This window comes from Nonomuraea cavernae, from assembly GCF_040655715.1.
In the GTDB taxonomy this organism is placed as follows: domain Bacteria; phylum Actinomycetota; class Actinomycetes; order Streptosporangiales; family Streptosporangiaceae; genus Nonomuraea; species Nonomuraea cavernae_A.
The window spans coordinates 241,021-254,783 of the sequence record NZ_JBFAKL010000002.1 but is presented as its reverse complement, the minus strand read 5'-3'; the positions used below and the strand labels follow the sequence as shown (position 1 = coordinate 254,783).

Here is a 13,763-nt window from a genome sequence, read left to right as displayed (position 1 = left end):
AGTGTACGCATGATGTCGTTTCGGACCCTCACGATCAGGTTCCTTGTTCGGCGAGAGTGGACTCCTCAGCACATCGAGATCGGGAGAATCATGGGCACATCGGATGCGGTGGTCGTCTACGGAGCGACGGGGCACACGGGGCGTTTCATCGTCGCCGAACTGCTCCGGCGCGGCTTCACCCCTGTCGTCTCAGGCCGTGACGCGGGCCGGTTGGAGGCGCTGGCGAAGGAGTGGGGGGAAGTGGCGGTCCGGCCGGCCACGGTGGATGATCCGGACTCGTTGGACCGGGCCCTCGCCGGCGCGGCGGCTGTCGTCAACTGTGCCGGGCCGTTCGCGGTGACGGGAGGTCCCGTCGTTGAGGCGGCCTTGCGGGCGGCGATCCCGTACGTCGACGTCGCGGCAGAGATCGAGGCGAACGCCTCGATGTTCGCCGACTATGCGGAAGCGGCTCGAAAGGCGGGCACATCCGTGGTGCCGGCGATGGCCTTCTACGGTGGACTGGGCGATCTGCTGGTGACCGCGGCCATGGGGACGTCGACCGCCGCGGACATGGTGCACGTCGCGTACGGATTGAGCGGCTGGCATCCCACTGTGGGGACCCGGGCGGCGGGTCAGGTGTCCCATCAGCGTCGTTCGGGGCGTCGGGTGCGGTTCAGGAACGGGGCGCTGGAGTACCACGACGACCAGTTGACGGAGCAGGAGTGGTCCTTTCCGGAGCCACTGGGCCGGCGAGCGGTGATCGCGGAGTTCACCATGGCGGATGTCGTGACCGTCCCCAGCCACCTGGCCGTGCCCGACGTCCGCACGTACATGACCGTCGCGGCCGCGAGCGACCTGGCCAGGCAGGACACCCCGGAGCCGACCGCGGTCGACGCTCTGGGACGTTCGGACCAGACCTTCGTCGTCGACGTCGTGGTGCGCGCGGACGGCGTCGAGCGACGTGCCACGGCCCGCGGCCAGGACATCTACGCGGTCACCGCACCGCTGGCGGTGGAGGCCGTCCGGCGCATCCTGGCAGGGCACACGCGGGCAGAGGGCGTGGCCTCGGCCGGCGCCATGTTCGACGCGGCGGACTTCCTGCGGTCGCTGACTCCGCACCTGTCGGTGGAGCTGCCGCACTGAGCGGATGTTTCGCCATGACCGAGCACGGGGCGCATCTGCGCACGGCCGACCTGTCAGGCCAGAACGCAGTGGGTGCCGGTGAAGATGGTCGGCATGCACTTGTTGCAGTGGATGCACAGCGACGGGGTGGCGGGGTCGCGCTGGATGCGGTTGATCAGGTCAGGCTCACGCAGCAGGGCGCGGGCCATGGCGACGAACTCGAAGCCCTCGGCCATGGCCAGGTCCATGGTGGCGCGCCGGCTGATGCCGCCCAGCAGGATCAGGGGCGTCTTCAGCGCGGCGCGGAACTGGCGGGCGCTGTCGAGCAGGTACGCCTCCTGGTAGGGGTAGGCGCGGATGAAGCGGTCGCCGACGAGCTTGATGCCCAGGCGCATGGGCTGTTTGAACGTGGCGGCGAACTCGCGGACCGGGGCGTCGCCGCAGAAGAGATACATGGGGTTGAGCAGGGAACTGCCGGCGGTCAGTTCGAGGGCGTCGACGCTGCCGTCGCGCTCCAGCCACTGGGCGACCTGCAGGCTCTCGTCCAGCCAGAACCCTCCGGGCACGCCGTCGTCCATGTTGAGCTTGGCCAGGACGGCGATGCGGTCGCCGACGGCGTCGCGGACGGCGCGAGCGGCGCCGAGGGCGACCTTGGCGCGGTTGGCGAGTGAGCCGCCGTAGCCGTCCTTACGCTTGTTGATCTTAGGGCTGAGGAACGAGCTGGCGAAGTAGTTGTGGCCGAGGTGGATCTCGACGGCGTCGAAGCCCGCCTCGATGGCCAGCTTGGCGGCGGTGGCGTGGGCGGCGGTGATGCGCTCGATGTCGGCGACGGTGGCGCGCCGGGTCATCGCCATGGCCTGCGCGCTGAACGAGGCCGACGGGGCCAGGGCGGGGAGCCGGTTGGACCTGCCGTTGGCGACCGGTCCCGCGTGGCCGATCTGGGCGGAGGCGGCGGCGCCTTCGGCGTGCACGGCGTCGGTGAGGCGGCGCAGGCCGGGCAGCGCGTCGGGGCGCATGTAGATCTGGTCGCGCTCGGTGCGGCCCTCGGGGGCGACCGCGCAGTAGGCGACGGTGGTCATGGCGACACCGCCGGCGGCATGGGCGCGGTGAAAGGCGACGAGATCGTCGCCGGCGACGGCGCCCTTGGTCATGCCCTCGAACGTGGCCGCCTTGATGATGCGGTTGCGCAGGGTGAGTGGGCCGAGCTTGGCCTGGTCGAACACGTCCATGTCGGGGTCTCCTGGTCGGGGTCTCACATCAGTCAATCACTGATTGGAATATGATTGGAACGTGACGGAAGACGTACCCCCGGCCCCGACCCGGGCCCGGCTGCTGGCCGCCGCTGAGCGCCTGTTCCTGGACAAGGGCTACGAGCAGGTGTCGGTGCGCGCGATCAACGCCGAGGCCGGGCTCAACCCGGGAGCCGCGCACTACCACTTCGGCTCCCGCGAGGGGCTCATCGCGGCGTTGCTGGAACAGGAGCTCTCGCCGCTGTGGGCCGACCGGCTGGACGCCGTCGCCCGCCGTTCCCGAGGGGAGGGGGAACCGTTCGACGTGCGTGACCTGGTGACGGCCATCGTGGAGCCGTTCGAGGAGCTGTCGCGCACGGAGAAGGGCCGGATGTTGTCCCATCTGCTGGCCCGCTCGGCGCTGTCCAACGGGCGGCTGGCCCACGTCTCGACGTGGTTCGGCGCCGCGCCGTTCGAGGTCATGCTCGGCCGGGCACTGCCCGGTCTTCCCGCGCGCCAGGTGGCCGAGCGGTGGCGGCTGGCGTTCACGCTACTGCTGGAGGTCTACGGGCGATCAGTGGCTCCCGCTCCGGCCGCCGCCGTGTCGCTGCCGGAGACCGCGACCGTCATCGCCTTCGTCACCGCTGGTCTGACCGCACCCCCTCACCCCTCACATCCTTAGGGAGCAAGCATGGCAACGTTCGCCGTCACCGGTTCGGCCTCGGGCATGGGCGCGGCCAGCGCCGCGGCCCTCAGCGCGGCCGGGCACACCGTCATCGGCGTGGACCTGCGCGACGCAGACATCCTCGCCGACCTGGGCACCGCCGAGGGGCGCGACCTGGCGGCCGAGGAGATCCTGGCCCGTTGCGGCGGGACGCTGGACGGTGTGGCCGCCATCGCCGGGGTCGGCCCCAACCTGCCCGACGCCGCGGCGGTCGTGTCGATCAACTACTTCGGCCCGGTCCGCCTGCTGGAGCGGCTGCTGCCCGCGCTGGCGGCCTCGGGGATCGGACGCGCCGTCGTGATCGGGTCGAACTCCGCGTCGACCGTCCCGTTGATCGATGACGGTCTGGTGGAGCTGGCGCTGGCGGGGGAGGAGCAGGCGGCCCGTGAGCGGGCTCGCGCCGCCGCCGAGGCGATGCCCGCCGAGATGCGCGCGATGGCGCCCAGCATCTCCGCCTACGCCTCCTCGAAGTTCGCGCTCGCCCGATGGGTCCGCCGCACCGCCGTCACCTCCGAGTGGGCGCGGCAGGGCGTGCTGCTCAACGCCATCGCCCCCGGCGCGGTGCTCACCCCGCTCATGCTCGGCTCGACCGGCGACGCGGCCGACCACGACCCGGACGCGTTCCCGACGCCGATGCCCCTGGGCGTCTTCGGCCGGCCCGAGGACATCGCGTTCTGGGTGCAGCAGTTCCTGCGGCCCGAGGCCCGCTTCACCACCGGCGCGGTCCTGTACGTGGACGGCGGCACCGACGCCGCCATGCGCCCCGACGCCCAGCCGACCGCGATGACGCTGTAGAGGTTCAAGGTGCACCCGGCGTGACATGAGAGCGGACGGACCGGCACACGGAGCCGGAGCCGGTCAGCGCTCCGCGCCGTCGGTGAGCAGGAACGCGGGCGGGGAACGGTCCCAGCCCGGCACGTTCAGCGCGTTGAGCGCCGAGACGATCCGCTTTTCCTCGTAGACGAAGTGCGTCTCCATCAGCGCGGCGAGACTGTCCAGCTCGCGCCGGACGGCGACGGGATCCGTCTCCCGGTCCAGCTCGTCGACCAGCGCCTCCAGCCGTCTCAGGGAGTCCTCCACCAGCCGGTGATCGCGGCGCAACTCTTCCAGCACCGGGCGTAGCTCGGGGAACTGCTCGGCGACTTCGGGGAACGCGCCGTCGTCCTCGCCGGTGTGGTGCCGATGCAGCGCCGAGCAGAAGGTCAGGCAGTGGGCCCGCAGCTCGCGGTGTCGCGCGCCCCCGGCGAGATAGGCGTCGATGTCTTCACGCAGCGCCGCGAGCTTCTCGCGGAGCCAGATGTGTACTTCGATCAGCTGATTGCCGAACGCCGCCAGGCGTTCATGGGATGTCACCAAGGTCGTCCGTTGTTTCGGCGCCTCCATGCCCTCGGCGGTCTCTTTGCCGGGTGCACCGCGACGCTGGCACAAGGATCTACCCACACGTACATGATCTGTCAACCGCCGCGATACAGGACAGCTGTCGGTATCTGAGGATCCTCCGCTGGAACGGGCACGTGGCTCGGCAGGAAACCACGCGTCCGAGGGCGGTCATCTGGGTGAGGCGTCCGGTTACAGCGGCGAGAGGAGCATGAGGATCTCGTCGCGGTCTTCCCCGTCCGCGAGGCGCAGGGCGCCGGGCCAGCGGCCTATCTCCTTCCAGTCCAGCCGTCCGTAGAAGGTCTCCAGGCCGACGCCGCCGCGGGCGGCGAGATGGAGTTGTTCGAGGTTCATCTCGTCACGCGCGATCCGTCGTGCCTCGGTCATCAGGGCCGCGCCGATGCCCTGGCCTCTCAGGTGGGTGCGGGTCTGGACGTGGTGGACGGTGCCCCAGTGCGCGATCAGGGCGAAGGGGTCGCGCCGCACGTTCAGCCAGCCGGCCAGCTCCCCACCGAGGGTCGCGCACAGCAGGCGGCTGGTGTGCGGGTCGAGAGAGTCGATGATGGTCGCCAGGGCGGCGCTCACGTGCGTGGTGTCGACGGGCGGGAAGGGGAATCCGGCCGCTCCGCCCGCGTTGGTCACCTCCACCCAGCACTCGGCCAGGGTGTCTCTGCGCTGGTCGGAGACCTGGCTGGGTGAGGTGAACTGCTCGAAGAGGGGAAGCGCCCCGGTCACTGGCTGCTCCTTGCCTGTGCTGCGGGTCGCGTCATCGGGTCATGACCGCCGCCCGCCGAACTGCCAGTTGTGCACCTCGATGTCGGCGTACCGGTCCGGGGTCAGGATGGCGCGGGCCGTGTCCGGGTCCGGCGCCCGGACCAGCGCCGCCGTGCCCAGCCAGGTGGCGCCGTCGTCGGACGACAGCGGCCCGTACGCGATCAGCGGGTCCCGGTCGGGCGGCAGGGCGAGGTCGGCGGCCTGCCCCGCGCCGAGGCCGAGCACCAGGTATCGGTTGCCACCGGTCCGGCCGCCGGGGAACTCCCACATGGTGCGCCCCAGCAGGTTGCTCCACCGTCGCAGCAGCACGTCCCGGTACACGCCGGCCTGGTAGTTGGGCTCGTCGAAGGCGAACGCGCGGGCGGCGGCGGGATCGGGCAGGTCGACGATGTGCACGCTGCCGGTGGCTGTGTCGCCGTCGAGGGTCGGGCCTCGGGCGATCATCTCCTTCTCGTACCGGTCCATATAGGACCAATGCTCTTCCTGTAGCTCGTTGCGCAGCGCCATGGAATCGGGCCGGTCACGGTGGTAACAGAGGAACTCCATGCCCGTAGTCTTCACCCACCAACGGTCGTCCCGGAAACGGATTCTCGGGACGGGCTGCGACCTGGGCCGGGCCGTTCCGTTGTACGAGCGCGCACGGGCCGACCGCGAGCGGCGCCGGCGTGGTCGCGGCTCATGACTCCGTCATGTCCGGCGCCGGCGGGATCGCCGCACCGGCCGACAGCAGTCTCTCCGCCAGCGCGCGGCAGCGCGCCCCGAGTTCCGGAGGGTCGAGTGCCTCGAAGTCGTGCCCCAGCAGGAGCACGTGCATGAGCACGAAGTCGAGGCTGGCGGCGCCGCTGAGCACCTCGCACAGCTTGCTTCCTCGCCGTCGTACGACGGCCGCCGACGCCGGAATCTGCGCGCGCACGGTGTCGGCCGGCGCGTGCACGAGGAAGCGCGCCTGGTGCGGGTAGACCCGGCTCGCCACCCCTTCCTGCACGTACGCCGCCGCGTCGGGTGCCGCGCGCGGCCGGAAGCGCCAGGTCCGTGCGGTCACGTCGGTCATCCGGTCGACGCGGAAGCTGCGCCAGTCGTCGCGATCGAGGTCGTAGGCGAGGAGGTACCAGCGGCGGTCGGAGGCGACCAGGCGGTAGGGCTCGACCCGCCGCCGTCGCACCTCGCTCCCTGACGGGTAGTCGAAGCCGGCCTCGACCTCGTCGCGGCAGGCCCTGGCCAGCGTCATGAGCGCCTCGGGAGCGATGGGCGTGCGGCCGCCGCCGCCGAAGGACTCCACCGAGCCGGAGAGCGCGCGCACCTCGTGCCGCAGCCGGGTGGGCAGCACCTGGTCGAGCTTGGTCAGCGCCCGGAGCGCGGCGTCGCCGGCGCCGGCGACCGCGCCACCCGCGCCGGCGAGCAGCGAGACCGCGGTGGCGATCGCCTCCTCGTCGTCGAGAAGCAGTGGCGGCAGGTCCTGCCCCGGGCCGAGCTGGTAGCCGCCGCCGGCCCCCTGTCTGGTGTGCACCGGATAGCCGAGCGTGCGCAGCCGTCCGACATCACGCCGCACGGTGCGCGGTGTGACCCCGAGCCGGTCGGCGAGCTCGGGGCCGGTCCAGACCGGGCGCTGCTGCAGCAGCCCGAGCAGGGTGAGCACCCGCTCGGTCGTGCCTCGTTCGGCACCGCTCGCCCTGTCCATGTCGCCCACCCTGTCAGAGATGGCGGACCGATTCTGTCCGCCAGGGGTGTCAGGGTGGCTCCATGGACGCGAACGAACTCGACTGGAACCGGACGCTGCGCGAGCAGCTGGAGTTCCATTGGAACCATCAGCTCCGAGGCCGGCTGGACGGCCTCACCGACGACGAGTATTTCTGGTCGCCGGTGCCGGACGCCTGGAGCGTGCGGCCGCGCGGCAGTTCGACGGCGCCCGTGCAGGCCGGCGCCGGGGACTTCACGATGGACTACGCCTTCCCCCAGCCGGTCCCCGCGGCCTTCACCACGATCGCCTGGCGGCTCGGTCACGTCATCGTCGGCGTGCTCGCCGGGCGCAACGCGGCGCACTTCGGCGCGCCGGCGGCGTCGTACGAGACCTGGGAGTACGCCGGCAGCGCGGCCACCGCGCTCGGCCAGCTCGAAGCCCAGCTCGACGGCTGGCTGGCCGGGGTGCGCGGTCTCGGTGAGGCAGGGCTGCGGGTCCCGGTCGGCGCCAAGGAGCCCTTCCCCGAACTGCCCATGGCCGATCTGGTGCTGCACATCCACCGCGAGCTGATCCACCACCTGTCCGAGGTCTGCCTGCTGCGCGACCTCTACCTGCACACCAACCCCGCCGCGAACGGAGCAACCCGATGAGCCGCCACATCCAGGTCACCTTCGACGCCCACGACCCGCGGGCGCTGTCGTCCTTCTGGCGCGACGTGCTGGGCTACGTGCACCCCGGCCCGCCCGGAGTCGACCTGCCCGAGGGCGCTGACCCGCTGGCCGCGTGGGACGACTTCCTCGCACAGGTCGGCGTGCCGCAGGAGCAGCGCAACACGAGATCGGCCATCGAGGACCCGGACGGGCACGGCCCGCGGCTGTTCTTCCAGCAGGTGCCGGAGGGCAAGGTCGCCAAGAACCGCGTCCACCTCGACGTCCGTGCCGCTCCCGGGCTGGAGGGAGAGGAGCGGATGGCGGCGTTGGAGGTCGAGTGCGACCGGCTCGTCGCGCTGGGAGCGACGCGGGTGCGTCGCGACGAGCCCGCTCCGCCGATGGACGCCGGCCTCATCGTGATGACCGATCCCGAGGGCAACGAGTTCTGCCTGGACTAAGAGAGGGGGGCTCCCACCTGCGGAGACCTCCGCCAAAGCTCCTCTGAGCAGGGGTAGAGGCGAGGGCCCTGCCGCCGACAACGCCGTCGGAGGAGAGTTCCGGGCCAGGGCCCGGCCGAGCACGATGAGCACGACGGCGCTCCAGACGGCCGCCCGAGACCCGTGTGGCGGGCCGACTACGAGATCCTGGAGGGAACCTTTCTCCCAAATACGGATAAATACCGTCGTGACATCCATTCCACACGATGGGCCAGTCCTGGCAGGTCCTCCAGCGGACGCGCGAGCGCCGTTTCGGGCGGACGTATCAGAACCGGTCCGGGCAAAGGTTTCGACAGTCTCCGAAGTGTCGGCCCCCATGCAGGACTCGGCGGTCATCGAAGCGTCGCTGATCGAGCCAGAGAGTTTCGCCGAGCTGTTCGAGCGGCATGCCGCCGTCCTGCATCGCTACGTCGTCCGGCGTCTCGGTCCCGACCAGGCGGAGGACGTGGTGGCCGAGACGTTCACCAGGGCGTTCGAGAAGCGGCACAAGTACGCCTTAGATCGCCAGGACGCCCTGCCATGGCTGTACGGCATCACCACGAACATCATCGGTACCCATCGAAGGGCGGAGATACGCGGATACCGGGCGCTCGCCCGAACCGGGGAGGACCCCGTGGCGGTGGCCTTCGACGAGCGGGTGGTCGCCCGTGTCTCCGCCTCGGAGACCCGCAGACCGCTCGCGGCCGCCTTGGCCAAGCTGGGCAAGGGCGAGCGCGATGTCCTGCTGCTGATCTCCTGGGGTGACCTCACCTATGAGGAGACGGCGCAGGCGCTGAATGTGCCCATCGGCACTGTGCGGTCCCGGCTGTCCCGCGCCCGCCGCAAGATCGCCCACGCACTGGGCGGCAGCAACCCCACCAACGTGATCGAGGAGGCCTGATGAACGATCTGGACATGGTCCGCGACCTGCGGTCAGAAGTGCGGCAGAGCGAAACAAACGATCTGCATCGCGCCCGGCGGCGGATGCTGACCGCGGTGGCTTCGGAGCCGCCGGTCCGCCCAGTCCGGCGTATGGTGCTGCGCGTGGCCACCATGGGCGCGCTCGGCGTCACGATCATGACAGGCGTCACGGTGGTGCAGAGCCTCGGTACGGATGATCGAGAGAGGGGAATCACCAGCGCTCCGGCATGGCTGTCGGTGGCGAACGCGGAGACCCTGGCCACGCACGCGACGGCGGCGGCGGCCGGCCAGACGGACATATACCCGCGAGCCGACCAGTGGGTCTACGTCAAACGGGACTACTACACCTCACCCAAGCTGATGCCCGAAGTCGTCGTTCCACCGATTGGAGGAGGTAAGACAGGCTCCCGGTACACCGCCGAAATGTGGACTCGGGGGGACGGCAAGGAGAGGGCCAGGCGGAACGAAGGCGGCAAGACGATCAAGCGGCGCCAAGGCGGGGAGGACCCCCGTCTGCGGTTCGACCCGGCCTATCTGCGCTCGCTCCCGCTGGAACCGTCCGCCCTGCTGGAACGCCTGAAAAAGGACACGAGCGTGATCCCTCTGCCCGAAGCGCGGGCGGTGTCTCGTCAGATCCTGAGCATCCTGCAGGAAGGCGTTCCGGCGGCTCGCCTGCGAGCCGCTCTCTACACCGTCCTCTCCCAACTGGACGACGTCGGCGTGGAGAAGGTGCGCGATCTGCTGGGCAGGCAGGGCGTGGCGATCTACACGCACGACGACGAGGGGATCCGCCAGGAAGTCATCATCGACCCGAACACCTTCGTCCTGCTCGGGGCACGCCACATCTACGTCGGCGGGGCCAAGTCGCCCTCCCCGTACAGCGAGTTGCCCGAGGGTGAGGTGATCATCTCGGTGGCCCAGGTGTCCGTCGGCATCGTTGACGACGCGGGGGACGTTCCGTAACCGAGCCCTTGGCCGGTGCTCGTGACGAGGGCAGGGCACGGCCGCCAAGCTGACCTGCATGACTTCTGACACCGCACGTGCGTCCTGGGCGGAATGCGGCGAACCTACTTGAAGTATGCATACTGCGTATGCATACTTAGTATCCATGTCGATCAGGCACGGGCTGCTTGCCCTGCTCAGCAGGGGGCCCCGATATGGCTACCAGCTGCGGGTGGAATTCGAGGCGTCGACCGGGGCGACCTGGCCGCTCAACATCGGCCAGGTCTATACGACGCTGTCCCGCATGGAGCGCGACGGGCTCGTCGAGCCGGGGGAGTCGGACGAGCAGGGCCGGGTCGTCTACACGGTCACCGCGGCCGGCCGGGCGGAGACGGCGCGATGGTTCAGCACCCCCGTCGTCCAGTCCGACCGGCCGCGGGACGAGCTGGTCATCAAGCTGGCCATGGCCGTCGCCGCCAAGGAGGTGGACGTCGCCGAGGTCATCCGCAGGCAGCGTACGGCGACCATGCGCGCCCTCCAGCAGCTGACCAGGGCCAAGCAAGCCGTCACGGGGGGCGCAGGTCAGCGGCTCGTGCTCGACTCCATGATCTTCCAGGCCGAGGCCGAGCAACGGTGGCTGGACCACTGTGAGGCCGTTCTGAAGGAGGAAAGATGACGGTCGTACGACTGGCCGAGGTGGCCAGAGTCCATGGCGAGGGGGCGACAGCCGTACACGCTCTGAAGGGCGTGAGCCTTGAGGTCGACGGGGGAGAGCTGGTCGCGGTCATGGGGCCTTCCGGGTCCGGCAAGTCGACCCTGCTCAACCTCGCGGGCGGGCTCGACCGGCCCACGTCGGGGAGCGTGCACATCGACGAGCAGGACCTGGCCGGCGTGCGCGACCTGGCGGCACTGCGCCGCCGCAGCGTCGGCTACGTCTTCCAGGACCTCAACCTGATCACGTCGCTGACGGCGGCGGAGAACGTGATGCTGCCGCGCGAGCTCGACGGCGTGCGATCACGCCTCGCCCGTGAGGAGGCCATGGCCGTGCTGACGGAGATCGACGTGGCAGACCTGGCCGACCGCTTCCCCGAGGAGCTGTCCGGTGGCCAGCGCCAGCGGGTCGCGATCGCCCGCGCTCTGGTCGGCGAGCGGCGCCTGCTGCTGGCCGACGAACCGACCGGCGCGCTCGACACGCGCACCGGTGACGAGATCCTGCAGCTATTACGGGCTCGCTGTGACGCGGGCGCGGCGGTCCTGCTCGTCACCCACGAGCCGCGCTACGCCGCCTGGGCCGATCGTGTGGTGTTCCTCCGCGACGGGATGATCACGGACTCCACGAACTCGTCGCTGGTGAGCGCCTGATGAGCGCCGTTCTCGCCGCGCTGCGCATCGCCCGCCGGAGCGCGTGGCGTTCCCGGGGACGGAGCGCGCTCATCATGGTGATGATCGGTCTGCCGGTCTTGGTGATCACTGCGATTCTCACCCTCACCGAGACCATGACCGTCACTTCGCAGGAGAGACTGGTGGCCGAGCTCGGCGCGGCCGACGCCCGCCTCGTGCAGGCACCCGAGGGTACGGAGCTCCAGCAGCAGCCGGGCGGCGGGGGGAGCTGGGACACGGGCGTCGACGGGGCGGCCGAGCCCAGGCTCGGCGCCGCCGAGGTGGTGGCGCTGCTCGGACCGGGCGCCCGGCTGATCCCCTTCAACGCCGGCGAGCTCCGGCTGGGCACCGAGCGGGCCGAAGCGCTGGAGACCGACCTGCGCGATCCCCTGACCAGGGGAATGCTGACGCTGAGCGAGGGCAGGCTTCCCGCCGCCGGTGAGGTCGCGGTGACACCCGCGTTGGGCCTGCGGCCCGGCGACCTCCTGCGGCCATCCGGCGTGGCGCCGATGACGGTCGTGGGCGTGGTCGAGCACCCGCACCGGCCGTCGCTTCGGCAGGTCGTGGGTCTGGACCTTTCGTTGACGCCGTCGGACGAATTGTGGGCTCCGTTCGGGTACGGCACCGGCTGGCTCGCCGACACCGCGAAACCCGTGTCCTGGGCCGACGTGCCCACGCTGAACAAGGCCGGTCTGTACGTCACCTCCCGCGCCATGATCATGGACTCGTCGCGTTTCGAGGTTCGTTCCTTCGGCATCCAGCAGACGGTCGGCATCGGCATCATGGTGATCATGGTGGTGCTGGAGACCGTGCTGCTGGCCGGGCCCGCCTTCGCGGTCGGGCTCCGGAGACGGCGCCGGGAGCTGGCCGAGATCGCGGCGCAGGGCGGCTCGGCGGGGCACCTGCGGACGATCGTGCTGGCCGACGGACTGGTCCTCGGCGGCACGGCCGCCCTCGTGGCGACGCTGCTGGGCATCGGGGCCGGGGTGCTGGGCGCGCCGATCGTGGCCCGCTGGGGAGGGCAGGTCGGTTCGCCGGGGGTACCGTGGGCGCCGGTTCTGGCCGTCGCCGCGCTGGGCCTGCTCGCCGGGCTCGTGGCGGCGTTGGTGCCTGCCGTACAGGCGGCGCGGCAGGACACCGCGACCGTGCTGGCCGGCCGTGCGCCCGCGGCGGCCGCCCGGTCGGGATGGCCTCTGGCAGGCGCTGCGCTGGTGCTGGCCGGACTGGGGGCGACCGTGGTGGCGCGGCGCCAGCCGGAATCGGTGTGGGTGCTCGCCTCCGCGGTGCTGGTCCTGCTCGGGCTGGTGGTGTTGACGCCATGGCTGGTCCGCTTCACGGGCCGGCCGGCCGCGTGGTTGCGGCTTCCGCTGCGGGTGTCCGTACGCGACGCGGTCCGTCACCAAGCCCGGACGGCGAGCGCCGTGGCGGCCGTCATGGCGGTCACGGCCACGGTCGTGGCGGTGGGCATCGGCACCCACAGCGAATACATGGACCGGCGCGACGCCTACACCTCCGCGCGCCCGACCGGCATGCTGGCGATCTGGGGCGGCACTGTCAGTAACGCGTCCTGGGACAGGCTTCGCGCCGAAGCGGCCCGCCAGTTGCCGGGTGTGCCGCTGGCCGCCGGCTATCGCGCGCAGGACGCCCAGGGCCGCCGGTACGCGCTGCGGTACACGGTGCGATGGAACGGGACCCGGACGCGTCGCACGGTGGCCATCGGAGACCAGGCTCTGCTCGGGCTCCTGCAAGGGCGCCACGACCCGAAGGCGGCTGCGGCGCTGGCGAGCGGTAAGGCCGTGGTGTTCGACGCGGCCGCGCTGCGGGACGGCAAGTTGACGCTGCGGGCGAGCTCCACGTCCGGCCCTCCGCGCACGCTCGACGTGCCGGCGGTGCTGGCCACACCCGCCGACGAGCACCAGGGCGGCGCCCTGCTGCCGCGCGCCCTGGTCGAGCAGGCCGGTTTCTCGACGGCGGAGCGCCAGCTCTACGCCATGCACCGGCCACCGGCCGGCTCGACGTTGTGGCGCGATCTCGCCAAGGTGACCCCCCGCGTCTCGATCGCCTCCGAGGAGGGCTATCGCAACGTGCCCGACCCCGGCTTGTGGGGCTGGCTCGGCGGCGCTCTCGTCCTCGTCGTCGGCGGCACACTGGCCGCCACCCGCCTGGCGGCCGCCGACATGCGGCCTGAGCGGGCGACGATGATGGCCATCGGCGCCCCGCCCTGGACGTTGCGGATGGTCGTGGCCGGCCAGGCCCTCTACATCTCCGGGCTCGGCGCGCTGGTGGGGCTGGTCGCGGGCATCCTGACAGGCGTGGCGCTGAGCCGGCCGATGACGACGCGCGGCGCCGCAGACCCCGCGACGATCGCCATACCGTGGCCGTTCGTGATCGCCGTGGTGGTCGGGCTGCCCGTTCTGGCGACAGTGGCGGCGCTGATCACCCGGACCAGACTGCCCCTCACCCGCCGGCTCCTATGACGAGGATCCTGGACTGCTCGCCGCGTACCTGGTC

Annotated in this window: 15 protein-coding genes; 10 read left to right on the top strand and 5 right to left on the bottom strand. The window is 71.1% G+C overall.

Going from position 1 to position 13,763, the window contains the following annotated elements:
* Window positions 1-90 precede the first annotated feature (90 nt).
* Window positions 91-1,122 (top strand): saccharopine dehydrogenase family protein, encoded by a 1,032-nt coding sequence (locus AB0I38_RS04065; protein ID WP_358461513.1) that lies wholly within the window; start codon window positions 91-93, stop codon window positions 1,120-1,122.
* A 53-nt stretch (window positions 1,123-1,175) separates the two neighbouring features.
* Here AB0I38_RS04065 and AB0I38_RS04060 read toward each other — a convergent pair whose 3' ends face one another.
* Window positions 1,176-2,330, bottom strand: coding sequence for an NADH:flavin oxidoreductase (locus AB0I38_RS04060; protein ID WP_358461510.1), 1,155 nt, complete (start codon window positions 2,328-2,330; stop codon window positions 1,176-1,178).
* A gap of 61 nt (window positions 2,331-2,391) precedes the next feature.
* On the opposite strand from AB0I38_RS04060, the gene AB0I38_RS04055 reads away from it, so the two are divergent.
* Both AB0I38_RS04055 and AB0I38_RS04050 read left to right on the top strand, forming a co-directional pair.
* Window positions 2,392-3,012: a TetR/AcrR family transcriptional regulator gene (locus tag AB0I38_RS04055; RefSeq protein ID WP_358461507.1), complete on the top strand. Its 621-nt coding sequence runs from the start codon at window positions 2,392-2,394 to the stop codon at window positions 3,010-3,012.
* Between the two features lie 9 nt (window positions 3,013-3,021).
* Window positions 3,022-3,849, top strand: coding sequence for an SDR family oxidoreductase (locus tag AB0I38_RS04050; protein WP_358461504.1), 828 nt, complete (start codon window positions 3,022-3,024; stop codon window positions 3,847-3,849).
* Window positions 3,850-3,912: 63 nt separating this feature from the next.
* Here the strand turns inward: AB0I38_RS04050 and AB0I38_RS04045 are convergent, their stop codons facing one another.
* The 4 genes from AB0I38_RS04045 to AB0I38_RS04030 all read right to left on the bottom strand — a co-directional run bounded on the left by AB0I38_RS04045 (window position 3,913) and on the right by AB0I38_RS04030 (window position 6,883).
* Window positions 3,913-4,407: a hemerythrin domain-containing protein gene (locus AB0I38_RS04045; protein ID WP_358461501.1), complete on the bottom strand. Its 495-nt coding sequence runs from the start codon at window positions 4,405-4,407 to the stop codon at window positions 3,913-3,915.
* A 216-nt stretch (window positions 4,408-4,623) separates the two neighbouring features.
* Complete coding sequence (locus AB0I38_RS04040; RefSeq protein ID WP_358461499.1) at window positions 4,624-5,166, bottom strand: GNAT family N-acetyltransferase; 543 nt, start codon at window positions 5,164-5,166, stop codon at window positions 4,624-4,626.
* A 39-nt stretch (window positions 5,167-5,205) separates the two neighbouring features.
* Window positions 5,206-5,751: a YciI family protein gene (locus AB0I38_RS04035; protein ID WP_358461497.1), complete on the bottom strand. Its 546-nt coding sequence runs from the start codon at window positions 5,749-5,751 to the stop codon at window positions 5,206-5,208.
* A 130-nt stretch (window positions 5,752-5,881) separates the two neighbouring features.
* A complete protein-coding gene (locus AB0I38_RS04030) occupies window positions 5,882-6,883 on the bottom strand; it encodes a helix-turn-helix transcriptional regulator (protein WP_358461494.1) in 1,002 nt (333 codons plus the stop codon).
* Window positions 6,884-6,945: 62 nt separating this feature from the next.
* Here AB0I38_RS04030 and AB0I38_RS04025 point away from each other — a divergent pair, with 62 nt between their 5' ends.
* The 7 genes from AB0I38_RS04025 (at window position 6,946) to AB0I38_RS03995 (ending at window position 13,729) form a co-directional block, all read left to right on the top strand.
* A complete protein-coding gene (locus AB0I38_RS04025) occupies window positions 6,946-7,533 on the top strand; it encodes a DinB family protein (protein WP_358461491.1) in 588 nt (195 codons plus the stop codon).
* Window positions 7,530-7,991 carry a VOC family protein gene (locus AB0I38_RS04020; protein WP_358461488.1) on the top strand — a complete coding sequence of 154 codons (462 nt, stop codon included), beginning with the start codon at window positions 7,530-7,532 and terminating at the stop codon, window positions 7,989-7,991. The genes AB0I38_RS04025 and AB0I38_RS04020 overlap by 4 nt, the downstream gene beginning before the upstream one ends.
* A 343-nt stretch (window positions 7,992-8,334) precedes the next feature.
* The gene (locus AB0I38_RS04015; RefSeq protein ID WP_358461484.1) at window positions 8,335-8,910 is read left to right on the top strand and encodes an RNA polymerase sigma factor; all 576 of its coding nucleotides are present in this window, start codon (window positions 8,335-8,337) and stop codon (window positions 8,908-8,910) included.
* A complete protein-coding gene (locus AB0I38_RS04010; protein ID WP_358461481.1) occupies window positions 8,910-9,893 on the top strand; it encodes a CU044_5270 family protein in 984 nt (327 codons plus the stop codon). The genes AB0I38_RS04015 and AB0I38_RS04010 overlap by 1 nt, the downstream gene beginning before the upstream one ends.
* A 145-nt stretch (window positions 9,894-10,038) precedes the next feature.
* Window positions 10,039-10,548 (top strand): PadR family transcriptional regulator, encoded by a 510-nt coding sequence (locus AB0I38_RS04005; protein WP_358461478.1) that lies wholly within the window; start codon window positions 10,039-10,041, stop codon window positions 10,546-10,548.
* Window positions 10,545-11,234 carry an ABC transporter ATP-binding protein gene (locus tag AB0I38_RS04000; protein WP_358461475.1) on the top strand — a complete coding sequence of 230 codons (690 nt, stop codon included), beginning with the start codon at window positions 10,545-10,547 and terminating at the stop codon, window positions 11,232-11,234. The genes AB0I38_RS04005 and AB0I38_RS04000 overlap by 4 nt, the downstream gene beginning before the upstream one ends.
* Window positions 11,234-13,729 carry an ABC transporter permease gene (locus tag AB0I38_RS03995; RefSeq protein WP_358461472.1) on the top strand — a complete coding sequence of 832 codons (2,496 nt, stop codon included), beginning with the start codon at window positions 11,234-11,236 and terminating at the stop codon, window positions 13,727-13,729. The genes AB0I38_RS04000 and AB0I38_RS03995 overlap by 1 nt, the downstream gene beginning before the upstream one ends.
* Window positions 13,730-13,763 lie beyond the last annotated feature (34 nt).